The organism is Larkinella harenae, from assembly GCF_054780515.1.
The window spans coordinates 330,960-353,999 of record NZ_BAAGWE010000004.1 but is presented as its reverse complement, the minus strand read 5'-3'; the positions used below and the strand labels follow the sequence as shown (position 1 = coordinate 353,999).

Genomic DNA, 23,040 nt, shown 5'->3' with positions numbered 1-23,040 from the left:
TTTTGCCGGGACAGTAAATGAATTGTTGCGACTTTATCCGTTCCCGTCTCTTCAAACAGAGCACACGATTCCTATGAAGGTTGTTATTGAACCCTCCTGGCAGCAACGGCTGCACGATGAATTTGAAAAATCCTATTTCACCCAATTAACCGAATTTGTCCGGACGGAATACACCACCCATCGTTGCTACCCGCCGGGCAAATTGATTTTCAACGCTTTCGACAAATGTCCGTTTGACCAAACCAAGGTGGTTATTCTGGGGCAAGACCCTTACCACGGAGAAGGGCAGGCCAACGGGCTTTCGTTTTCGGTCAACGACGGGATTACCAAACCGCCTTCACTGATCAACATTTTCAAAGAAATTAAGGACGACTTGGGTACTCCAATTCCCCAATCCGGGAATCTGGAACGCTGGGCCGTCCAGGGTGTCCTGCTCCTGAATGCAACACTAACCGTTCGGGCCAACCAGGCGGGTTCACACCAGAACAAAGGATGGGAAACGTTTACCGATGCGGTGATTCAGCACCTTTCCAACGAAAAAGAAAACTTGGTTTTTCTGTTGTGGGGTGCATACGCCCAGAAAAAAGGAGCGGTGATCGACGCCCAGAAACATCTTGTTTTGAAAGCCAAACACCCTTCTCCTATGGCTGCTCAGTGGGGCGGCTGGTTTGGCAACAAACACTTCAGCCAAACGAATGACTACCTCAGAAGTAAGGGGTTGAAGGAAATAGAGTGGTGAGTAGCGCCACAAAAAAGGGAAAACGACCACTGTCATTTTCCCTTTTTTGTGGCGCTTTTTACTCAATGATCCGGAACAAACGGCTCCAGCGAATTTTATGTAAAATGCTTTCCGGGTTGGGATCGATGGACATCCAGATAAAAACCGCTTTGCCTACGATGTGGTCGGATGGCACAAACCCCCAATACCGCGAGTCGGCCGAGTTATGGCGGTTATCGCCCATCATGAAGTAGTAATCCTGCTTGAACGTATAGGAGGTGATGGCCTTCCCGTCAATTTTAATCGAGTTTTCAGCCAGCTCTACCTTGTCGTTGTCTTCGTATTTTTGAATCACCGGCCCGTAGAGCGCGATATTCTTCTCGTCCAGCTGGATTGTTACTCCTTCTTTCGGAACTGTAATCGGTCCGTAATTATCCACGTTCCAGGGAAACAGGGAAGACTGTGGATACACCGGTTGAAACGGATTAACCGACCCTTTGGGGGTATTCAACACCTCCAGGCCCTGCACAAAGTCCTGCTGTTTCAGCAGCGCAGCTGTTTCCGGGGTAGTATGAATCCGGTAGCCCGATGCATCGTTGGCAGCAATGGTATCATTGTAAGTTTCGGTCGTTTGCTCGTAATCGGTTATGTCGTACCGTTTGAATACTTTGGCACTGATGACTGAATTGGTTTTCAGAAAGTATTCCGTTTCGGATTTAACCGGGTCGGCAAATTCTTTTCCATCCACAAACACCTTGCGATCCCGAATCTCAACCGTAGTGCCCGGCGTACCAATGCAACGCTTGATGTAATTGGTTTTCAAATCGGTGGGGTAGTCTTCGGGCGGGTAATTGAACACCACGACATCACCCTGCTTGACGGAAGAAAAACCGGGCAAACGGTATTGTGGCAACTGAATCCAATCGAGGTACGATGGAATCTCGGTGCCCCATATTTTCTGGTGAGTCAGGGGTACCTGTAAAGGCGTTTTGGGCGTTCGGGTACCGTAATGAAGTTTGCTTACAAACAGAAAATCACCCACTAAAAGGCTTTTTTCCATAGAAGGGGTCGGAATCGTGAAGGCTTCCATGAACAGCCAGCGAATCAGCGTAGCGGCTACAACCGCAAATACAATGGAGTCAACCCACTCCCGGGCAGGTGATTTTTTCTTCGGGGTTCTCTGGGTAGTCGACTCCTGGTTTTTAACTAGTGACATACTAAAAAATTAATGAACAATGTCCAACTTTATTTAGCCGGCGACGGTTTCGCCCAACAAATCTTCCATCCCAAACACACCCTGTTTTCCCACCAGCCACTCCCCGGCCACCACCGCTCCCAGGGCAAACCCCTGGCGGCTGTGGGCCGCGTGCTTGATTTCGATGGTATCCACTTCCGATTCATACCGAACAATGTGCGTTCCTGGTACTACACCCTCCCGCAATGACTCAATAGCTAGCGCATCTTCCTGATCCTCAGCATCGTTCACCCAACGCTTTTTCAGTGGATTCTGTTCAATAATGCCTTCGGCCAGGGTAATGGCCGTACCACTCGGGGCGTCTTTCTTTTCCGTGTGGTGGATCTCGGTCATCGAGACATGGTAGGAAGGATATCCCTTCATAAACCGGGCCAGCATTTTATTCAGCCGAAAAAACAGATTGACGCCAATGCTGTAATTGGAGGCATAAAAAAACGCGCCCTGATGCTGGGTGCACAGCTCCTCGATTTCGGTCTGGTGAGCCAGCCAGCCGGTCGTACCGCACACTACGGGCCATCCCCTTTTCAGACAGTCCTTTATATTGCCAACGGCGGCTTCCGGTGAGCTAAATTCAATGGCTACATCCACATCCTCTGAGCCGAGAGCGTCCAGATCAGCCCGGTTGTTGAGATCAATCCGGCCCGCAATTTCGTGTCCCCGATCCAACGCAATCTGTTCGATGGTTTTGCCCATCTTGCCGTAGCCGAGTAAGAGTATTTTCATTCCAATCGATGTTTTTACTTCTTAAAGTGAAAAGCCACCCGCACGCCCGGCACCGGGAGCATACCCGTTGCGGGCATCAGGATGCTGGGCTTTACATTCAGGGTCAGATCCTCCGAAATATCAAATGTCTTCAGGTGGGCCGTTACGTTTGCTTCAATCACATTGACGCCCCAGAGTAAGGCCATTCCCAGAAAATTATAGTCTCGATACCGGGCGTAGGCACGGGCGGCCCGTTCCAACTGAGCGACGCCGACTTTCCGGGAAATTCCCTCCACTTCGGTTTCTTTCGACGGATCATTGTAAGCCAGAATACCGTACCGACGGTAGGTTCGATACTCCTTGCTGTAATAGTTGGCAAAATAGCCCAGGGTTCCAAAACCGGCATATATAATGGGGACTTTCCACCAGTGGCCGTTATGAATCTGGCCCAGGCCAGGCAAAACCGCCGACAGCACCGTCGACTTTTTGGGTATGATCTTGCGAATCCGGGCGTTCTGTTGGGGCGTCAGTTCAACGGTATCGGCCGCCAGAACGTTTAGGGAATCCAATGAAGCGGGCAACGGCTGGATAAGTACCGAGTCCGGAACAGTTGGGGCCGGATTCTGCCCAAAGGCCACTCCGCTCAGCAACACCATCAGCCCTATCCAGACGTATCTTCGAAACCCCATTCGATCAATTACCCGGTTTGATTCGTTCATTTTCCTGTCCATTGCTTCGTCTAGAAAACGAACAGAAATCTGTAAATGAACGAAAAGCCGGGAAATTAACATTTTTTAAGCCTTGTAATTCAGGACTTCCAGAATCCGGTTCATCTCGTCCTGCGACGTAAACGGGATTTTGATTTCACCTTTGTGCTTGTCATCGGCCTTGATCGACACTTTCGTTCCAAACATGGACGACAGCTTGAATTGCAGCCCCCGGATTTCCTGTTTGAACGGGGTTGAACGCCGGGCAGGCTCACTCTCCGGCGCGGTCGATAGGCTTCTGACGGCCTCTTCTACCCGGCGGACAGACCAATCTTCTTCAATCAGTTTATTGAATAGGGTGATCTGAATATCCGGGTTGTCGACATTAATAATAGCCCGAGCGTGGCCCATGGATATTTTGGTATCGCGCAAAGCCGCCTGAATCACCGGCGGTAATTTCAGCAGTCGGATGTAATTATTAACGGTGGTCCGGTTTTTTCCTACGCGCGCACCCAGTTCTTCCTGCTTCAGACTACATTCGGTAATGAGCCGCTGGTAGCTGAGGGCAATCTCGATGGAGTTCAGGTTTTCACGCTGAATGTTCTCGATCAACGCCATTTCCAGCATCTGCTGATCGTTGGCCTGCCGGACAAAAGCCGGTACGTGTGTCAGACCGATCAGTTTCGATGCCTGCAACCGCCGTTCGCCGGCAATCAGCTGGTATTGATCACGCCCCAGTTGCCGAACCGTGATGGGCTGAATGATTCCCTGCACACGAATTGACTCCGCCAACTCCATCAGCGCTTCTTCGTCAAACCGGGTCCGGGGCTGAAAAGGGTTGGTTTCAATGTGGTGAACGTTAATTTCCGTCATCGTGGAGATCGACTCATACGGCGACGGCTTACTCGGTCGATTTACCTGTTCGCTGTCGTGCAATAAGGCTCCTAATCCCCTGCCCAGACCTATCATTTTTTTCGGATTACTTTTTGCGTTCGTATTATCCATGACGGACTAATTTCTTGGTGTCATTCTAACGGTCTGCATACTATACGGTCTGATCCTGCGGTAACCGGCCATTTTTAGCCAGAATTTCACGGGCGAGATTCAGATAGCTGATAGCGCCCTTGCTGTCGGCATCCTGCGCCAGAACCGGTAATCCAAAGCTCGGCGACTCACTCAGACGGATGTTTCGGGGAATAATGGTGTTGAAAACCATCTGCTGAAAGTGAGCGGTTACTTCCCCCACGACCTGGTTCGAGAGCCGAACCCGCAGGTCGTACATGGTCAGCAGAATGCCTTCAATGGCCAGCGAGGTATTCAGCCGCGACTGAATGATCTTGACAGTATTGAGCAACTTACCGAGACCTTCCAAAGCGAAATATTCGCACTGCACCGGAATAATGACGGAATCGGCCGCCGTCAGGCTGTTGATTGTAATCAAACCCAGTGACGGAGAACAGTCGATGATCACGAAGTCATACTCATCCTTGACATCGTACAGGGCCTCCTTCATCTTTTCTTCCCGGTTTTTGAGATTGATCATCTCAATTTCGGCCCCCACCAGATCGATGTGCGACGGCAGCAGGTCCAGGTTCGGAAAATCGGTTTGAATGATGGCATCCCGCGTCCGGATGTCCTCGATCATGCACTCGTAGATGCTGTTCTCAATCTCTTTCGGATTATAACCAAGACCCGACGTGGAGTTGGCTTGCGGGTCGGCGTCAACAATCAATGTTCGGAATTCGAGTGCCGCCAGACTGGCCGCCAGATTGATCGTAGTGGTGGTTTTTCCGACGCCCCCCTTTTGGTTGGCAATAGCAATAACTTTACCCATGGGTTTGTTCGTTACAGCCCCAAATATCAGGAGATGGTTATTCTAAAACAAGTAACGTTCCACGGTTTTTTTTTAAATGTTCCACAGACTGAATGAGGAATGAGGAACGAGGAACGAGGAAAAGAATTCATCCGTCCATTCCTCGTTCCTCATTCCTCATTCATAACTAACTCAGGCCCAGACCTGCGTACCTTCGGTGCAGTTTTTACACATTTCAATTCCGGAGCGAGAGTGAATCAGGGTTTGCCGAAATTGCTGGTAGGGTTCGCTCGACCATAATTTTTCGAACGTCTGCTCTTTTAAATCTCCGAGTCGGTAATCGGCATCTTTGTCGAAGCAGCAGGGCACCACCAGCCCATCCCAGGTAATAACGCACGAGTGCCACATTTTCCAGCAATGACCATCCAGCGCATTTTTAATGGCGTAGGTTCCACCCGCGGTTTTCTCGTAACGGGAGTATTTGTCGATGGTTGGCATCAGGTCAGAGCCATGTTCGAAATCGTAAATCTGGGCGGTTTTCAACGCCACTTCGTCCACACCCAGTTCGTCCGCAATTTTGTACACCTCTGCAATCTGGTGCTCGTTCGGCTTAACCACCAGAAACTGAAAGATCACATGCGGTGTCTTCGACTTCAATTCTTTTTTCCATTTGATAATGTTCTTCGTTCCTTCCAGCACCTTGTGTAGTTTCCCTCCTACCCGGTACTGCTGGTACACCTCCTGCGTCGTTCCATCGATGGAAATGATCAACCGATCCAGGCCCGATTCCACGGTTTTTTTCGCGTTGGCATCCGTCAGGTAATGGGCATTCGTGGAGGTTCCGGTGTAAATACCTTTCTTAGACGCGTAACCAACCAGCGTTAAAAAGTCCGGATGCAGGTACGGTTCTCCCTGGAAATAAAAGGTCAGATACAGCAGGGTGCCCGCCAGTTCGTCAATGGTGCGTTTGAACAGATCGGCGGGCAACATCCCGGTTGGACGCGTAAACGACCGCAACCCACTGGGGCATTCGGGGCAACGCAGGTTGCAGGAGGTGGTGGGTTCGAACGAAATTGCAATGGGCGAACCCCGGTGAACGGCTTTCCCGGTCCACTTCGATTCGTAATAACTCGACAATACTTTCAGCGCATTCCAGGCCCGCTTGGGGGTAACTTTTGATAAAAAATTCAGTCCGTCGGAAATATTACGATTCATGTGGATCTATCAAGTGAATGGAACAAAAGTAACTCAAGCATATGCGGTTTTTGCAATCACCACCCCGAAAATTGTCTAAAAACCGTCCTGATTCGGTGGAGCGTGCGATTTTAACCAACCTGCTGCCTAAGTGCTTCGCAATACAAATAAATTTATTTAGAATAGTTTCAAATTAATCTTGACATGTCTTCATCCAGGTTGTAATTTTACGAAGTCTAACGCATAGCGATTCGTATTTCATCCTTTCTGTAAATTGTGTCATCCGTGTCGAATACCCTTCAACTAACCGAATTATTTGCCAGCTCCAAAGGTGTTACCTACCAATGCGATACAACCAATCGGATTATTATTCAGTTCGGCGAAACACGTGTTTCGTTGCGGATTTCCGATTTTTTGACGTTTAAGAAGCGGGTCGATTCGGTGGATATTCATACAATGATTTTCAATACGGACGATGCCTACGACGTAGAAGTGATCGACGCTCCCCGCACAGATCATCTATTTGTCCTGAACCTTTGTGACCTCATTGCCCTGCGCGACCTGCTGGCCGGAACCCGCTTTGCGCTGGACCTGAATACGCTGCTAAACGAACGGATTTACAGCGCCGTAGTTTATTAATTCCAACGGTTTCAGCTTCCGGCTTTTTATTCAATTCGCTTTCTATCAAGCAGAAACACTGCAATTAGACTGTTTCCAAATTTTATACCGGAAAAACTTTTTTCGGTCGAAATCAGTATTCTTGTAACAGAAACGGCAATTAACTGCCCACACGAACAAGAACTAAAAACTGATTATACCGATGAAAGACTTGGTTAGAATGAGAACCTCCCTGAAAGAAGAGATTGAGGGAATTCTCAACGAACAAATAAAAATGGAAGCCCACTCGTCTGCCATCTACCTGGCAATGGCTGCGTGGTGCGACCGCAACGGTTTTGATTTCAGCGCTGGCTACTTCTACAAACAGTCGAACGAAGAGCGGAACCACATGCTGAAGATTTTCCAGTACGTTTCCGACATGGGCGGCCACGCGATTTCTCCCGACATTACGAACGTTCCGCAGGAATTCAACGGCTTCCGGGATATCTTCGAACTGGCGCTGCAACAGGAAATTGCCGTTAGTAACTCGATCAACCGGATTGTCGGAACGGCCCGCCAGCTGAACGATTTTGCGACGGACCAGTTCATGCAATGGTTTGTGAAGGAACAAATCGAGGAAGAATACGTTGCCCGCCGGGCCATCGAACTGTTCGACGTCATCGGCGAAGAAGGCGTTGGTCGGTACATGATCGACAAAGCCATCCCGAAAATCACCTACGATGGTGGCGGTGCCGAATAATAATTCCGGGATTCCCTACTCACTATAACTATACAATCGAACCCGGACGGAAAACCGTCCGGGTTTTTGTTTTTGAACCTCATACCGGAATCACGGTGGTATTCTTCACCTCCGACATCACAAAAAAACTGCTGATGTTCAGAATCCCCGGAATAACCGAAAGCTGTTCCTGGTAAAACCGGTTATAAGTTTCCATATCGTGAACCACAATTTTCAGCAGGTAATCGAACGTTCCCGATACCCGATTGCATTCCATCACTTCCGGCAATTGCGCGATGGTCTGATCAAACACGATAAAGGTTTCGCGCGTTTGTTTATCAAGCGTTACGTGGCAAAACACCACCAGCAGGTTTCCTAGTTTTTTTTTGTTCAGTAAGGTCACATACCGCTCGATGATCCCGTCCCGTTCCAGCCGTTTGATTCGTTCATGAATGGGTGATTTGGAAAGATTAATACGCTGCCCGATTTCCTGGATGGTGAGTTGCGCATTCTCTTGCAAAAGGGCCAGAATTTGCCGGTCTATTTTGTCTACGATCATCAGAACGGAATTTTTTCTTTACAATGCCACAGCAAAAGCACATTGCCAAATTTTTTCCTTCCATATTACGGAATCTAAACAGTATTTCCCAAAATCAGTTAATGAATTAGAAATAAGTTTGGCACTCGGTACCTTTGTACCAGTCTTTTCAACCAACCACAATCACACAGCAAAATGGTCATCGGTGTTCCAAAAGAAATCAAAAACAATGAAAACCGCGTTGCACTGACTCCCGCCGGAGTTTCCGAATTTCGCAAGCAGGGGCATACGGTTTATGTACAGGTGAATGCTGGCGTGGGGAGCGGTTTTGAGGACGAAGAATACATTGAAGCGGGAGCCATCATGTTGCCCACCATTGAGGAGGTATACGGCATTGCCGAGATGATTATCAAGGTAAAAGAGCCCATTGCGTCGGAATACGAACTGATCAAAGATGACCAGTTGCTGTTCACGTATTTCCACTTTGCCTCTTCGGAAGAACTGACCCAGGCGATGATCAGTCGCAAGGCGGTTTGTCTGGCCTACGAAACCGTTGAAAAAGCGGATCACAGCCTGCCCCTGCTTATTCCCATGTCGGAAGTAGCGGGCCGAATGGCAGTTCAGGAAGGAGCAAAATACCTGGGAAAACCGCAAAAAGGACGTGGTATTCTGCTCGGTGGCGTTCCGGGTGTTAAGCCCGCACACGTCCTGATTCTGGGGGGTGGAATTGTTGGCACCCAAGCCGCCAAAATGGCGGCTGGTCTGGGCGCACACGTTACCATCATGGACGTCAGCCTGCCCCGGCTCCGGTATTTATCGGATATCATGCCCGAAAACGTAGACACCCTGATGTCGAACGAATATAATATCCGGGAAGCCGTGCGGTATTCGGACCTGATTATCGGTGCCGTCCTGATCCCGGGAGCCAAAGCACCTCACCTCGTGACACGCGACATGCTGAAATTAATGCGGGCCGGTACGGTTTTGGTCGACGTAGCTGTCGATCAGGGTGGTTGCATCGAAACCTGTACCCCCACCACGCACGAGAATCCGACGTATGTTATCGACAACGTAGTGCATTACTGCGTAGCCAACATGCCGGGCGCGGTTCCGTATACTTCAACTGTCGCGCTGACGAACGCAACACTTCCGTACGCGCTTCAGTTGGCCAACAAGGGCTGGCAAAAAGCCTGCCTCGACAGCGAAGAATTGAAAAAAGGACTGAATGTGGTCAATGGCCAGGTGGTTTATAAAGGAGTAGCCGATACCTTCGGATTGCCCCTAAAAAACGTAGATGAACTGCTGCGGCAGGAAGAAGAAGAAATCAACGCGTAACCTAATTTGAGTACCTTACACTTCATCAACAACATCATTTTGTAACTTCATCAACATTTTTTTTAAAGGGTTTAGGAATAAAAGGTAACAAAGACGCGGTCAGTATGAACCGCGTCTTTTTCTTTGGTAGCCCTTCGATCACCAGACGTAAAAAAACAAAAAACCCAGGCTGGCCACCAGAAAAGACTCCAGTAACCACACGTGCAGCACGTTGCGGTTTAAAACCTGGCGAATCAGGTAGTGAAAGACGAGCGGGAAAATGAGCAGTGGAACTCCAAAGAAAAAATTCAGAACAATGTTTTCTTCTTTCAGATTGGTCAGGCCGTGCAGAATCATCATACCGCCCATCAGAGCAAGCAGCACAAAGGGGGTGATCAGGTCAAAAAGTTTCGAAACGTTCATGGAACAAGGGGCCGGGCTTCGTTCACTGCTGTAAAAATGTTTCCGCCAGCACCTTCCACTCCTCCTCCAGTGTGCCGGAAAAAACCGATGCACCCGCCCGCCGGTACCAGTAACCGGCATTCCACTCGTCGCCTTCCTTGCGGTGTAAATAGGCATGCAGCCGGTCATAATCCCGAGTTCCTTCGCGGCTTTGCGCAATGTTGTGAGCGTGCTCCCAGTTTCCGTTGGCATCGTACCAAAGCGCTTCGGCCACCGGCGATAAGCCCTGGGGTGGCTTGGCGTCGTTGAGCGTGGCGGTAAAATCAGTCAGTTTCATGAAATGGGTTACTGAAAAAACTGTGGCATGAAATTCATCAGAAAAGCTTCGTCGGTGGCCCTTGTAATGGCGGTATACAACCACCGAACAAAATCCTGGTTCACCTGACCATCGGGCAAATAGCCCTGATCTACAAAAACCGCGGGCCATTGCCCCCCCTGCGCCTTATGACAGGTCAGGGCGTAGGCAAACTTCACCTGCAGCGCATTGAGGTACGGATCACGCCGAATGGCTTCCGAACGTTCTTTTTTCGTTTTGATGTAGAAGTAATCCTTCTGCACATTTTCGTAGAGCTGACGGTTTTCGTCGCGCCCCAGCGATGGCTGCGGAGAATACAGCGTATCAAGAATAATCTTGCTTTCAAATTCCGGCTGCTCTTCCAGATCGACCAGCCGCATCGTCACCGTGGCAAACTTCAGGCCGTGCATCTCTTCGCGCTTGCGGATTTTCAGGACCTCCACAAAATCACCGTTGGCCAAAAAACCCGCGGGCGAATCGTCATCCAGCACCGAATAATTGTTCTTGACAATCATCAGCATGTCGCCCGTGTCGAGTTCCTCCTCACATTGGTTGATGGCCCGGCGAATGTACTGATTGTATTGCACCGCCATCTTATTCGAACGGGTAATTATGATGGTATTTTCGCGGCCGTATTTGTCGTAACAATACCGAATACCGTCTTCCAGCCGGTCGCCGGTCATCTTGTAGATATCACGGTATTTACGCACGTCCAGGCTTATTTGCGGATTGCGCTCGTTCAAAACTCCCCGCAAATTGGTGGCATTCAGCAAAATACCGGAACGCTCGTCCTGCCGCATCACCTCCAGCAACTCCTGTTCAACCACCACCATATCAAACTGTCGTTCCAGATAGCCTTTGTCCAGCGCCGGACTAATGTCTTTGCCCACGGGCGGCAACTGGGCTACATCGCCCACCAGAATCAGGCGATTTCCCGCGTTTTCAAATACAAAATCGACCAGATCCGCGAGCAAACCGTTCATTCCGATTTCGGCATCATCGCTGATCATTGAGGCCTCATCGACAATGAAAACCGTGTCTTCGTGGTAGTTTTTCTGCCGCTGAAACACCAGGTTCCCGGAATTGGCGTCGGCGATCTGACGGTAAATCTTTCGATGAATGGTTTGGGCCATGCGTTTCGAATAGTTTGCCATCACCTTGGCGGCCCGGCCCGTAGGCGCCAGCAAAACCGATTTAAACCCAAATTTGGGCAGTACTTTGATCAGCGTACTGATCAGGGTGGTTTTTCCGGTTCCGGCGTATCCTTTCAGCAGAAAACAATCCCGGTAGTGTTCGTGCTCCGAACGACTCACGAACACATTCATCCGCTCGAAGAAGTCCTGCTGGCCAGACGTTGGCTTAAAAGGGAAGCGTTTCGCCAGCAATTGAGCGGGCGTAAGAGTTTCATTCATTGTACGAATATCGGTAAATCGCCCGTTTTTTTCAACCCGCTTTACATCCGGCGATAGGGAAATTTACAACCCTGATCGTCTTCAAACGTAACAATTTCATTCTTGATTACAAACCGATAGGATTTCGAAATTTCCTGCGCGTTGGCAATTTTCACAATCTGTCGATCAACTTCGTAGGTGCCCGCATCCCAGGCCATCACGACCGCTGTTGCTTCGGATTGCGATTGGTAAATACCGTCCTGGCCAAACTCAATCATATCCGGATAGCCCTTGCTACACTCCACCGGGCTGACTTTTTCCCAGGCACCGATCAACACATTCGTCTCGTTTTTTTCGGTGCGAACCGGTGGCCGGTGGCAAGCGCCCAGCAGCGTTCCGATAAGAAACAGGCTGGTCAGCCAATTAGCGAGACAGGAGCAGGAAATGGGCTTCATACACTTACTGAAATGGGTGGAATCGGTGTTACAGACTACTTGCAATACCGTAAAAATGTTTCCGAAAGTAGTAAACTTCTCCCGCACCAGAAAACCGGATAAATTTCGTTTTCCACTGTTTTTCCACGAAACCAGACCGCTGTTGACAGTCTGGTCTCCTCAAACAAGGCCTGCCTCTTCGGCGTTGACGTTTAAAACCATTCCCTTTATATGAAAACCGAAAAGGAAAAAATGCTCGCTGGCGAGCTCTACGACGCCCTTGATCCCCAGTTGACGCAGGAACGAACCCGGACCCGTCTGCTCATCCAGGAACTGAACGCGTCACGCGAAGACCAGCCGGACGAGCGGATGCGTATTCTGCAGGAGCTGATTCCCCAGGCCGGAGCCGGTCTTTGGTTGCAACCGCCGTTTTACTGCGATTACGGCAGCAACATCGTGACGGGCGAAAAAGTATTTTTCAATTTTAACTGCATTGTGCTCGATGTCACCACGGTAACGATTGGCAGCCGGACACTCTTTGGCCCCAATGTCCAGATTTATACAGCTACTCACCCAACAGACTGGAAAGTTCGGGCATCCGGCCTCGAATCGGCCAAACCCATTGTAATTGGGGAAGACGTCTGGGTTGGCGGCAGCGCCATCATTTGCCCGGGCGTCAGCATTGGCGACCGAACCATCATCGGAGCGGGCAGCGTCGTTACCCGGGACATTCCCGCGGATGTTTTTGCCGCCGGTAATCCCTGTCGGGTTATTCGGCATTTGACAGCCGATGAACAAACCCGGTAAACCCGCTACTGCCTACCAGGGCTCGTCATCGTTTCGAGAATAAATGTTTGATTTTTCAAAGAAATACCACACAATCCTGATGTCAAATTCAATATTACATTGCTTTTGTCATACACATTGCCTATTTTGAATGAATACGTTCAAACAAACCCCTCGATACCATGAACATTCGTCAGATTTTGCAAGGCAAAACCATCAACACCATCTACGCCGTTACCTCCGGATCTACGGTGTACGAAGCACTGGAAACGATGTCGGTTAAAAATATCGGTGCGGTTCTGGTCATGGATGACGGTAAACTGACCGGGATTTTTTCAGAACGTGATTACGCCCGGAAAGGAATTCTGCAAGGCAGGGCTTCGAAAGACACCCTGATTCGGGAGGTCATGACGGCCAACCTCATTACCATCAGCAGTGATCAGTTGCTGGAAGACGCCATGATTCTCATGTCGGACAAACACATTCGCCACCTGCCCGTGGTCGACAATGGTGAACTGGTTGGGATCATCTCCATTAATGACGTAGTTTCGGCCATTATCAACGCCCAGAAAGTACACATCGATTCGCTGGAAAGTTACATTTCCGGCAGTCCTTACTAAACACCCCGATGAACAATGAGTGCGCCCCATTCATTGTTCATTCTTCATTATCCATTAATTGCTACCTTTGCGCTGCCAAAAACAATTCTCAATTACGTTGGATATTGCACGCGAAGAAGTAATGCGGCTGTACGGCAATCGTCTGCGGCTGCGGGTCTGCGGTTTATGCCTGATTGATAACAAACTACTCATGGTTCGGCACCGGGGCATCGGTCCGACCGATACCTTCTGGTGTCCGCCTGGCGGGGGCCCCCAATTCGGCGAAACTGCCTACGAAGCCCTGATTCGGGAGTTTCAGGAAGAAACCGGCCTGGCCATCGAAGTGGGGGAAATGCAGTTCGTTAATGAATTCATGCAGCCTCCCCTGCACGCAATGGAATTATTTTTTGACGTTCAGATTGTCGGTGGGCAGCTCCATCAGGGTTTCGACCCCGAGATGAGCGCCGACCAGCAGATCATCACCGAAGTGCGCCTGATGACGTTCGACGAAATCAAAGCGTATCCTCCCGACGAAGTGCATCGGCTGTTTCGGCTCTGCCAGTCGATGGACGACGTTTTCCATTTAAAAGGATATTTGAAACAATAAGAGCAGGCTTTCCCGTATTTTCGTACTTTTAGTTTCAGGATGCAGTAAACGCCTTATTTCCCCACTGAATAATTCAATAGTTAGTTGTTGTGCGTATCGAGACCCTAGCCGCTGTGACCCCAACCGTCGCCATTCGGGATGAATCATTTGATGTTTCCATGACAGAATCTTACCAGCTTTGCCTGGAGATGAGCCATGAACGTTTTCGATTTTGTGTAATTGACCCCGAGCAACGCCGTTGTTTTTGGCTGGAAGACTATACGTTTCCCACGTTACTGACCGAGAACCCCCTGTTGCCGTCGCTCCGGACGATTTACCAAAATCATCCGTTGCTTCAATCAACGTATTGGAAAAAAATTCAGGTGTCGGTTAATTCATCTTCGTTTACGCTCATTCCAAGCAGCCTGTTTCGGAAAGAATACGCTACGCAATACCTGCAACTAATGCGCGGCAATCCGCTCTCGCTTTCCGAACATGCCCTGGCATACGCGCATAAAAAAGAAGATTTTCACTCCGTTTTCAACGTCGACAATTCGCTAACCGACTGGCTGGCAGCCACCTATCCGCTGCAACAGATTACGCTGGTACACCAATCAAGCACGTTGATTCAGGCCACATCATTGACCGACTCTGTTTTGGATTCTTCGCAGAAACTGTCGCTGAACTTCGAAGACGAATCCGTTACCGTGATTTTCCGAAAAGGTGGTCAGTTCCAGTTCTGCAACCGGTTTTCCTACAAAAATGCCACCGATCTGGTGTATTATATTCTTTACGTCATCAACGAGCTGAAAACGCAGCCGAAGGAATTACAAGTGGTTCTGTTTGGAGAAATTACACCCTTCGCCGAGATTTATTCGGCGCTGGAACAGTTTCTTCCCAACCTCCGTTTTGGCCCGACTCCGCCCGCCCTGCAACTGACAGCGGCTTTCGATGACGTGCCCGAACACCGCTATTTTAGTTTATTTGGCAATTCGCTGATCGACTGATAAAGGTCATTAAACCCTACTCTTGCTCCCACCTGACCGATTTCTATGAAACGAATTGCGCTCTTCCCAGGCTCCTTCGATCCCTTTACGAAAGGACATGAAGATATTGTTTTACGGGGCCTGAAGCTATTCGACGAGGTTATAATTGGCATTGGACGTAACGCCAACAAACAACGGTATTTCCCGTTGGATGTTATGGCGAACCTGATTGAACAAACGTTCGCCAGTCAGCCGTCCGTCCGGGTGGTCACCTACGATGACCTGACGGCCAACGTGGCCCGCGATCTGGAGGCCCGGTTTCTGTTGCGTGGCCTTCGTAACACGACGGATTTTGAGTACGAAAACAGCATTTCGCAGGTCAACCGCTACGTATACGAAGATGTGGAAACGGTTTTTCTGATCACCTCTCCGCATCTCGCCCCCATTAGCTCGAGCATCATTCGGGAGCTTCACAAATACGCCAAAAACATTGACGAGTTTCTTCCCTACAAGTTAAAATAATGATGAATTATAAATGACGGAGGCTAGAGCGAGGTCCGTCGACCACCACGCCTACTCCATCGTTTATAATTCATCCTTCAATTATTCGCTTACTTTCTCAGCAACGGCATCGATTACATACCGTATGGAACTGAACGAGTTGGTAAGGGCCAGGGCGGTTTTTTTCGAATCCATCCACTCGAGTTGTTCGATATCTTCGTCGGCCTGGGGCACCATTTTGCTATCATTTACGCAGCTCATCCGGTACCACTTTGTCTTTTTCAGAATACGGTTTCCGTTCAGCGTATAGGTGTGCCAGGTAGTACAGATGCGGTCGCCCAGTGTGGCCACAACCCCGGTTTCCTCTTCCACCTCGCGCACAGCCGCCCCCCGCGACGATTCCCCGTCGTCAAGCTTCCCTTTGGGCAAATCCCACTTCCCGCGACGGTAAATCAACAGCATTTTTTCACCTTTGAACACGACGCCACCCGCAGCTTTCACAATCCGAAACAGGCTCTTGAACTTTTCTTCAACGGCCTTTTTTTCGACGGCAACCAGCGTCACGGAATTTAATTCGCTCACCTTGTAATTGTTGAGCAGATTGACCAGTTTTTCGACCGTAATGGTAGTGGCATTCAGCACCAGCAGATGCCCTTTCAGCATGGCCAGCTTCAACCCTTCGAGCCGCGCGTCAATAATCCGGTCGTAATCAATATGGCTCGCCAAGGTAGCATCCTGTAATTGGGCCGCTTTGTTGGCGCCTTTCAGATGAATAGGCCGGTCGTCAATAAAAATGGTCATGCAAGTAGTTAAACAAATCCGTCGAATCGTCGACGTAACGGTTCCCGTGAATTACAAAACAAATTTAGAAAACCATTCATCTTTGAAGAGAAACTAAATCCACTATTTTTGCAAGACGCCAACTTTTCCCCGTGTGGAACTTGCAATCATTCTATTTTTAGTCATTCTGAACGGTGTTTTCTCCCTCTCAGAGATCGCGCTGGTTTCCTCCCGCAAAGCCCGCCTTGAAACTGATGCCCGCAACGGCGACCGCCGGGCCGAAGAAGCCCTCAAACTGGCCGAATCTCCCAATCGTTTTCTGGCCACGGTTCAGATTGGAATTACCCTTATCGGCATCTTGACGGGTATTTTTAGCGGAGATAGCCTGACGAATCAAATCTCCGCCTTCGTTACCCAGTTTCCACTTCTTCAACCCTACGCCAACAGCATTGCCGTTACCATAACCGTTATTTTTATTACGTATCTCTCCCTGGTACTGGGCGAACTGGTCCCCAAACGCATTGGGCTTTCGAACCCGGAAGGTATTGCCAAATTCATAGCCGGTCCCATGAACATGCTGTCCCGGCTGACATCTCCGTTCATCAGCTTGCTGGCCTTTTCCAGCGACCTGATTATCAAAATATTGAACATTAAACCCAACGCCAGCGCCGTCACGGAAGAGGAAATCAAGAGCCTGATTCAGGAAGGCACCTCGGGCGGGGTCATCGAAGAAATTGAGCAGGAAATTGTGCAGAACGTTTTCCAGCTCGGCGACCGCCGGATTACCTCCCTGATGACCAACCGCCAGGAAATTGTGTACCTCGACCTGGAAGCCACCGTGGAAGAAAACCGTCAGTCAATCATTGAACACCGCCATTCTCACTACCCGCTCTGCCGGGGTGGTGTCGACGAAATGATTGGCCTTGTCAACAGCAAAGATTTTCTGGGTAAAGACCTGAACGACCAGCTCACCCGCCTGGAAGACATCAAGCGTGATTTGCTGTATATTCCGGAAAATAACATGGCGTATCAAGTGCTCGAACGGTTTCGCGAGCGCCGGCAGTACGTGGGCATCATCGTCGATGAGTACGGGGGGGTGCTTGGCATGGTTACCCTGAACGATATTGTAGACGCGCTGGTGGGCGATATTTCGGACACCAACGAGTTTGAATATGAAATTGTTGACCGGGGCGACGGCAGTTACCTGATCGACGCGCAAATCCCGTTCGATGACTTTCTGGATTATTTCAACATCGTCATGCAAAACCGGCGCGAGCTGACGGGCTTCGATACACTAGGCGGTTTTGCGTTGCAGATTATCAAAGACATCCCGAAAACCGGCGAAACCTTTACCTGGCAGGAGTACCAGTTTGAAATTGTCGATATGGACAAAAGCCGCATCGATAAAATCATGGTAACGAAGCGAGCGGAAGAATAATTTTTAACGATGAATTATGGATCATGAACGATGAAGGTTCTTTTACACAACTCTCCTATCCATAATTCAGCATTTAAAATTCATCATTAATAGTACCCATGATTGCAGAACAGATTGCTCGATTATTGCTGGAAGTAAAAGCCGTTCGTTTGCGGCCGAACGAACCGTTCACCTGGAGTTCGGGCTGGAAATCCCCCATTTATTGCGATAACCGCATCACCCTCTCTCACCCGGAAGCGCGCACGTATATCCGTAACGAACTGGCCAACGCCATTCGCCGGGATTTTCCGGACGTTCAGGCCATTGCAGGAGTAGCCACCGCCGGCATTCCACAGGGTGCGCTGGTGGCCGACGCGCTGAATCTGCCTTTTCTGTACGTGCGCCCGGAACCGAAGAAACACGGCATGGGCAACCAGATTGAAGGACGACTGGAAGCGGGGCAACGCATCGTGGTGATTGAAGATCTGATTTCCACCGGAGGGAGTTCACTCAAAGTGGTCGATGTCTTGCGTCAGTCAGAGGCCGAAGTGCTGGGCATGGTCGCTATTTTTACGTACGGTTTTCCGATTGCCGCCCAAAATTTTGCGGACAAGGACGTGAAATTAACATGCCTGAGCGATTACGAAACACTGATCGGCGAAGCTCGAAATCTTAACTACATCGCGGCAGATGCCACGGATTCCTTAGCTGCGTGGCGGGAAAATCCTGCGGAATGGAACCAATAGCCACTTCCTGCCGATGAGAAAACTTTTCTCGCTGGCTTTCGGCTGGCTCCTGGCCGCTACGGTTTATGGGCAATCCACCCCCACAACGGGTTCCGTCCGAACCGAACTGGAAGTGGGGGGAATGGGCCCCGCTGTGGGTCAATTGCCGTTCTGGCTGCGGGCCAATCAGAACGGCATTGTGCCGCTGGAAGGCCCGTTTGGTACACTCCGTGGGAGCCTGATGCGCGACTACAAACCGGATACCACTCGCTTCCGGAAGCGCCGATTCGACTGGGGCGCGGGTATCTATGCCGCTGCGAACCTGGGAAAAACGAGCCAGTTTCTGCTGCCCGAATACTACGCAAAAGTTCGCTATGGTCAGATCGAGCTCTGGGCCGGACGACGACGCGAAGTCTACGGAATTGGTGACACTACCCTGACTTCCGGTTTTGTTATCTGGTCGGGCAATGCGCTCCCGATTCCAAAAGTGCAGTTGCAAACGGCGGGGTTTGTTCCCATTGGCGGTTTTGTCAAAAAACTGGTGGCGGTGCAGGCCGGCTACGCACACGGCTGGTTCAACGCCCCTTACATTCAAAATGCATTTCTGCACCAGAAATACCTGTATGGTCGGTTCGGAAAGCCGCACTGGCCCGTCAAAGTATATGCCGGAATAAACCACCAGGTGCAATGGGGCGGTCATGCGGATTATTTGCGTGGCAGTCCGTTTGCGGCCAACGGGAAATTACCCTCCTCCTTCAACGATTATGTGAGCCTGCTTCTGGCCCGCTACCCCAAGGATCTGGTCAACAACCAGCAAACCGCATTTGACGGCGAAAACCGGGTGGGCAACCACATCGGTTCGATCGATTACGCGGTTGAATGGACCCACTCCCGGGCCAACTTTTTACTCTATTACCAGCACCTCTATGAAGATGCCAGCGGGGTGGTTTTCCTGAATTTTCCCGACGGTTTGTGGGGCATTCGGTACCGCAATCGCACACTGTCCAATTCCCGCTTTCGTCTGAACGGTGCGGTTCTGGAATGGCTCCCGACCACCAACCAGAGCGGGCCGGTTTTTGACCAGACTGCACAGTACCAGGGCGGAGATAATTATTTCAACCACGGTCAATACCGGGAAGGCTGGTCGTATTTCAGCCGGACGATCGGCACACCGTTTATTGCTCCCCGGGCTGATTTCACGGCCCGGGTTCGGGAATACATCGGTGGCGGTTTTTTTCCCAACAACCGGGTCAACGTCTGGCATCTGGGTCTGGATGGAACCCTGTACCAAGTTCGGCTGAACGCCCGGGCGTCGCTCAGCCGGAACTACGGCACCTTTAACGAACCTTACTCCCCCCCATTCAGGCAATTCTCCGGCCTGCTTTCGGCCCAATTTGCACTGCCCCGAATCTCCAACACGGTTTTAACTGCTTCGTCGGCTATTGATCAGGGGGACTTATACCCTCGCCAAACCAGCTTCTTTTTGTCCGTCAAAAAAACCTGGTAACGCTTCTCTGCTCATTGATGGGCATTATTTTTTCAGAATCAACTCCTACGATAACCACTTCATTATCAACACATAAACACCTTTTTCAAGAACCACACACTAAAATTTCCCTTCTGCCGAAATCTAAAGGTGGCCTTTGTAGCGTATGACTGTCAATTTCCTATCTATTTCAACCACTCCAAAACGATTGACACATGACTACAATGGACCGAAGCAATTTCCGCAGGATTGCGGGCGGCTGTTTTCTGGCCTTGCTACTTGGCCTGAATGCCTGTACGAACCAGGAAACCCCGTTGAATTCGGACGAAGCCCGTCACCAAAGTGCCCGCGAAGGAGCCACTGAACGACAGTTTTTCGTACTTACGAACGACAACCGAATTCAGAAAAAAACCATTACCGACCCAACCCGAAACCTGTCCAATACGACCATAACGGGTTTGATGGATGGCGAGAAAATTCTGTCCATCGATTTTCGGCCGGCTACAGGGCAGCTCTACGGTTTGGGCAGTACCAGCCGCGTTTATGTGATCGATCAGGAAACCGGAAAAGCCCGCTCCGTTAGCACCGATGCTTTTACACCGGCTTTGAAAGGCACCATTGTGGGGTTTGATTTTAACCCGACGGTTGACCTGATACGCGTTGTAACCAATACCGGACAAAACCTGCGGCTCAACCCGAACACCGGCCTGTTGCAACCCGGCGGTGAGGATGGAGCCATTAATGGCGGTACCAGCCCGTCCATTTCGGCGGTGGCCTACACCAACAGCAAGGGCGTTGCCAACAGCACTACTCTGTACGATATTGATCCGTCTTCCGACCGGCTTTACATCCAGAATCCGCCGAATAACGGCACGCTGGTCAATGTAGGCCCGTTGGGCAAAGACATTTCGGGCAGCGCCGGATTCGACATTTCGTCGGACAACCAATACGCCTTGCTGGTTTATTGGATGGATGGCAAATCGGAATTAGGACGAATCAATCTGGCCGATGGCTCCCTGCAAAAGCTGAGTGAACTGGGTAATCAGCCCTATCTGGGACTAGCCATCCCGACCGATCCGGTAGCTTACGCGGTCAGTGGCAACAACCTTCTGATTTTCAACCCCTGGGATTTGTCGCCGACGCAACGGGTCATTACGGGCCTGCAGCCCGGTGAAACCATCCGGGGCATCGATATGCGTCCGGCAACGGGCCAATTGTATGCATTGGGTTCTTCCAGCCGTATTTACGCCATCACTTACCCAGCCGGTACGACTAATGCCCTGGCCAACGTAGTCGGCTCCGGGGCTTTCACCCCTGCTTTGACGGGTAGTGATTACGGTTTTGACTTCAACCCAACCGTTGACCGGATTCGGGTGGTGAGCAATACCGGACAGAACCTGCGCATCAACCCGATGACGGCCGAAGTAGCGGTGGATAAACCCCTCAACTTTGGGCCAACGGCGGTGGACAAACCGTCGGTCCGGGCGGTTGCCTACCTGAACAACTTCCAGGGAGCAACCTCCACCGTTTTATACGACATCGATGACCTAGACGATCGCTTGTACCGCCAGATTCCGCCGAACGACGGAACCGTGGTCGGGGGCAGTCCGCTGGGCATTGATGTAACCGCAACGAACGGTTTTGATATCGGGGGACGCAGCAACAAAGCTTATGCGCTGCTGACATCCGGCAACTCAACCCGGCTTTACGAAATCAACCTGAACAACGGCAAGCTGACCGATCTGGGTATTTTCTCGACTACAGTAAGTGGTTTTGCCATCGGATTAGGCTTCTAATTAACCCGTACCTGCGGGCTTTCGTTTCATCGAAAATCATAGGAAATTACGAACGAAAGTCCGCAGGTACAATTTCTTCAGTTGATCCGGTATTTCTTTCCGGGCAGCGTACGAATGATTCCTTTAAACTCCAGATTCAAGAGCAGCGAGGCCAGTTTGCTCAGATGAACTTCCGTCCGCCAGCTAAGCTCATCAATTTGCCATTCCGATTGCTGGCGAAACAGCGCCAGAATCTGACTTTCTTCTTCGGTAAACTCCCGGGTCAGAACCAGTTCATGGCCGGGTTCATTTTTCGCAATCGCCTGATCCCAGTTCAGCGCTTCGATGAGATCCTCCGGTTTGGTATAAATTTGCGCCTTGTTTTGGTGAATCAGCTTGTTACATCCCTGCGAAAAGGGCTGATTCAGATGCCCCGGAACGGCAAAAACCTCCCGATGATAATTGTTGGCGTATTCGGCGGTAATCAAAGCCCCGCCTTTGACTGCGGCTTCCACCACCACAACGCTGTCGCTCATTCCGGCAATAATCCGGTTTCGGGCCGGAAACAGGCGCGCATCCGGTTTTACGCCCGGCCGGTTTTCGGTCAGCAGTCCACCCAGCAAGGTCATTTCCTGAGCTGTTTTTTTGTGAACATGCGGATACACAATGTCCACCCCACTCGCCATGACGCCAATCGTGGGCAATCCGTTCAGCAAACTTGCCCGGTGGGCCGCAATATCAATTCCGTATGCCAAGCCACTAATAACCAGTGGCTGGTAGGGACGCAATGCCTGAATAATCTCCTCCGTTACATGCCGCCCGTAATCCGTCGCCTGGCGGGTGCCGACCAACCCAATGGTACGGACGGCATTCAGGTCAGCGCCACCCTGCCAGTATAGCATGGCGGGCGAATCGTACAGCGCTTTCAAGCGGTGCGGATACCGTTTATCCGTATAAAACAGCTGCTGAATTCCCAATTTTTCGCATCGCTGGACAGTTTGCTCGGCGTCGCGCAGCACATCCGGGTGTCGGATGGAGCGGGCTGTCACATCGCCGATTCCCGGAATTTTAATCAACTTTGAAAAACTCGATTTGAACACCTCGGAAGCCGAACCGCAATGGCTCATCAGCTGACGAATCAGGATGCCACCCACACCGGGTACGGCGGTTAGGGCCGACTGATAAAATAATTCGGTTTGATTCACAGAAAAACGGTTTTTATCAAGACGTTGCCAGCCTG

The 23,040-nt window shown here is 50.4% G+C and carries 26 protein-coding genes; 13 read left to right on the top strand and 13 right to left on the bottom strand.

What is annotated here, in order from left to right; all coding sequences use genetic code 11:
- The first annotated feature begins 73 nt into the window (after nt 1-73).
- Nucleotides 74-739 carry a uracil-DNA glycosylase gene (gene ung, locus ACYVH9_RS21530; RefSeq protein ID WP_460638466.1) on the top strand — a complete coding sequence of 222 codons (666 nt, stop codon included), beginning with the start codon at nt 74-76 and terminating at the stop codon, nt 737-739.
- A gap of 58 nt (nt 740-797) precedes the next feature.
- On the opposite strand, the gene lepB is transcribed toward ung, so the two are convergent.
- From lepB to ACYVH9_RS21500, 6 genes are all read right to left on the bottom strand, one after another.
- Complete coding sequence (gene lepB, locus ACYVH9_RS21525; RefSeq protein ID WP_460638465.1) at nt 798-1,934, bottom strand: signal peptidase I; 1,137 nt, start codon at nt 1,932-1,934, stop codon at nt 798-800.
- Between the two features lie 33 nt (nt 1,935-1,967).
- Nucleotides 1,968-2,696, bottom strand: a complete 729-nt coding sequence (dapB, locus tag ACYVH9_RS21520) for a 4-hydroxy-tetrahydrodipicolinate reductase (RefSeq protein WP_460638464.1) — start codon at nt 2,694-2,696, stop codon at nt 1,968-1,970.
- Nucleotides 2,697-2,710: 14 nt separating this feature from the next.
- Entirely contained in the window at nt 2,711-3,394 is a 684-nt protein-coding gene (locus tag ACYVH9_RS21515) for a DUF5683 domain-containing protein (protein WP_460638463.1), read from the bottom strand.
- Between the two features lie 75 nt (nt 3,395-3,469).
- Complete coding sequence (locus ACYVH9_RS21510) at nt 3,470-4,387, bottom strand: ParB/RepB/Spo0J family partition protein (RefSeq protein ID WP_460638462.1); 918 nt, start codon at nt 4,385-4,387, stop codon at nt 3,470-3,472.
- A gap of 40 nt (nt 4,388-4,427) precedes the next feature.
- Nucleotides 4,428-5,216: a ParA family protein gene (locus ACYVH9_RS21505; RefSeq protein WP_460638461.1), complete on the bottom strand. Its 789-nt coding sequence runs from the start codon at nt 5,214-5,216 to the stop codon at nt 4,428-4,430.
- A 171-nt stretch (nt 5,217-5,387) separates the two neighbouring features.
- Nucleotides 5,388-6,410, bottom strand: coding sequence for an SPASM domain-containing protein (locus ACYVH9_RS21500; protein ID WP_460638460.1), 1,023 nt, complete (start codon nt 6,408-6,410; stop codon nt 5,388-5,390).
- A gap of 264 nt (nt 6,411-6,674) precedes the next feature.
- Between ACYVH9_RS21500 and ACYVH9_RS21495 the strand changes: the two genes are divergently transcribed.
- Complete coding sequence (locus tag ACYVH9_RS21495; protein WP_460638459.1) at nt 6,675-7,028, top strand: hypothetical protein; 354 nt, start codon at nt 6,675-6,677, stop codon at nt 7,026-7,028.
- A gap of 181 nt (nt 7,029-7,209) precedes the next feature.
- Entirely contained in the window at nt 7,210-7,746 is a 537-nt protein-coding gene (locus ACYVH9_RS21490; protein ID WP_460638458.1) for a ferritin, read from the top strand.
- A gap of 79 nt (nt 7,747-7,825) precedes the next feature.
- Here the strand turns inward: ACYVH9_RS21490 and ACYVH9_RS21485 are convergent, their stop codons facing one another.
- Nucleotides 7,826-8,284, bottom strand: coding sequence for an Lrp/AsnC family transcriptional regulator (locus tag ACYVH9_RS21485; protein ID WP_460638457.1), 459 nt, complete (start codon nt 8,282-8,284; stop codon nt 7,826-7,828).
- Nucleotides 8,285-8,458: 174 nt separating this feature from the next.
- Between ACYVH9_RS21485 and ald the strand changes: the two genes are divergently transcribed.
- Complete coding sequence (ald, locus tag ACYVH9_RS21480; RefSeq protein ID WP_460638456.1) at nt 8,459-9,598, top strand: alanine dehydrogenase; 1,140 nt, start codon at nt 8,459-8,461, stop codon at nt 9,596-9,598.
- Between the two features lie 138 nt (nt 9,599-9,736).
- Here the strand turns inward: ald and ACYVH9_RS21475 are convergent, their stop codons facing one another.
- Genes ACYVH9_RS21475 through ACYVH9_RS21460 form a run of 4 tightly spaced genes read right to left on the bottom strand, consistent with a single transcriptional unit; the run spans nt 9,737 to nt 12,180 of the window.
- Nucleotides 9,737-10,000: a hypothetical protein gene (locus ACYVH9_RS21475; RefSeq protein ID WP_460638455.1), complete on the bottom strand. Its 264-nt coding sequence runs from the start codon at nt 9,998-10,000 to the stop codon at nt 9,737-9,739.
- A gap of 22 nt (nt 10,001-10,022) precedes the next feature.
- On the bottom strand, nt 10,023-10,316 hold the full coding sequence (locus ACYVH9_RS21470) for a hypothetical protein (RefSeq protein ID WP_460638454.1): 294 nt from the start codon (nt 10,314-10,316) through the stop codon (nt 10,023-10,025).
- An 8-nt stretch (nt 10,317-10,324) separates the two neighbouring features.
- Complete coding sequence (locus ACYVH9_RS21465; RefSeq protein ID WP_460638453.1) at nt 10,325-11,746, bottom strand: ATP-dependent DNA helicase; 1,422 nt, start codon at nt 11,744-11,746, stop codon at nt 10,325-10,327.
- 41 nt (nt 11,747-11,787) lie between these two features.
- Nucleotides 11,788-12,180, bottom strand: coding sequence for a hypothetical protein (locus ACYVH9_RS21460; RefSeq protein ID WP_460638452.1), 393 nt, complete (start codon nt 12,178-12,180; stop codon nt 11,788-11,790).
- Between the two features lie 210 nt (nt 12,181-12,390).
- Here ACYVH9_RS21460 and ACYVH9_RS21455 point away from each other — a divergent pair, with 210 nt between their 5' ends.
- The 5 genes from ACYVH9_RS21455 (at nt 12,391) to coaD (ending at nt 15,638) form a co-directional block, all read left to right on the top strand.
- The gene (locus ACYVH9_RS21455) at nt 12,391-12,966 is read left to right on the top strand and encodes a sugar O-acetyltransferase (RefSeq protein ID WP_460638451.1); all 576 of its coding nucleotides are present in this window, start codon (nt 12,391-12,393) and stop codon (nt 12,964-12,966) included.
- A gap of 161 nt (nt 12,967-13,127) precedes the next feature.
- Nucleotides 13,128-13,565 (top strand): CBS domain-containing protein, encoded by a 438-nt coding sequence (locus ACYVH9_RS21450; RefSeq protein ID WP_460638450.1) that lies wholly within the window; start codon nt 13,128-13,130, stop codon nt 13,563-13,565.
- A gap of 97 nt (nt 13,566-13,662) precedes the next feature.
- On the top strand, nt 13,663-14,151 hold the full coding sequence (locus ACYVH9_RS21445) for an NUDIX domain-containing protein (RefSeq protein WP_460638449.1): 489 nt from the start codon (nt 13,663-13,665) through the stop codon (nt 14,149-14,151).
- A 113-nt stretch (nt 14,152-14,264) separates the two neighbouring features.
- Nucleotides 14,265-15,137, top strand: coding sequence for a DUF3822 family protein (locus ACYVH9_RS21440; RefSeq protein ID WP_460638448.1), 873 nt, complete (start codon nt 14,265-14,267; stop codon nt 15,135-15,137).
- 45 nt (nt 15,138-15,182) lie between these two features.
- Entirely contained in the window at nt 15,183-15,638 is a 456-nt protein-coding gene (coaD, locus tag ACYVH9_RS21435) for a pantetheine-phosphate adenylyltransferase (protein WP_460638447.1), read from the top strand.
- Nucleotides 15,639-15,719: 81 nt separating this feature from the next.
- On the opposite strand, the gene ACYVH9_RS21430 is transcribed toward coaD, so the two are convergent.
- Nucleotides 15,720-16,418, bottom strand: coding sequence for an NUDIX hydrolase (locus ACYVH9_RS21430; protein ID WP_460638446.1), 699 nt, complete (start codon nt 16,416-16,418; stop codon nt 15,720-15,722).
- A 133-nt stretch (nt 16,419-16,551) separates the two neighbouring features.
- Here ACYVH9_RS21430 and ACYVH9_RS21425 point away from each other — a divergent pair, with 133 nt between their 5' ends.
- The 4 genes from ACYVH9_RS21425 (at nt 16,552) to ACYVH9_RS21410 (ending at nt 21,821) form a co-directional block, all read left to right on the top strand.
- The gene (locus tag ACYVH9_RS21425) at nt 16,552-17,835 is read left to right on the top strand and encodes a hemolysin family protein (protein ID WP_460638445.1); all 1,284 of its coding nucleotides are present in this window, start codon (nt 16,552-16,554) and stop codon (nt 17,833-17,835) included.
- A gap of 98 nt (nt 17,836-17,933) precedes the next feature.
- The gene (pyrE, locus tag ACYVH9_RS21420; protein ID WP_460638444.1) at nt 17,934-18,560 is read left to right on the top strand and encodes an orotate phosphoribosyltransferase; all 627 of its coding nucleotides are present in this window, start codon (nt 17,934-17,936) and stop codon (nt 18,558-18,560) included.
- A 13-nt stretch (nt 18,561-18,573) separates the two neighbouring features.
- On the top strand, nt 18,574-20,046 hold the full coding sequence (locus tag ACYVH9_RS21415; RefSeq protein WP_460638443.1) for a capsule assembly Wzi family protein: 1,473 nt from the start codon (nt 18,574-18,576) through the stop codon (nt 20,044-20,046).
- Nucleotides 20,047-20,240: 194 nt separating this feature from the next.
- Nucleotides 20,241-21,821, top strand: coding sequence for a DUF4394 domain-containing protein (locus ACYVH9_RS21410; protein WP_460638442.1), 1,581 nt, complete (start codon nt 20,241-20,243; stop codon nt 21,819-21,821).
- A gap of 77 nt (nt 21,822-21,898) precedes the next feature.
- On the opposite strand, the gene dprA is transcribed toward ACYVH9_RS21410, so the two are convergent.
- On the bottom strand, nt 21,899-23,005 hold the full coding sequence (gene dprA / locus ACYVH9_RS21405) for a DNA-processing protein DprA (protein ID WP_460638441.1): 1,107 nt from the start codon (nt 23,003-23,005) through the stop codon (nt 21,899-21,901).
- Nucleotides 23,006-23,040 lie beyond the last annotated feature (35 nt).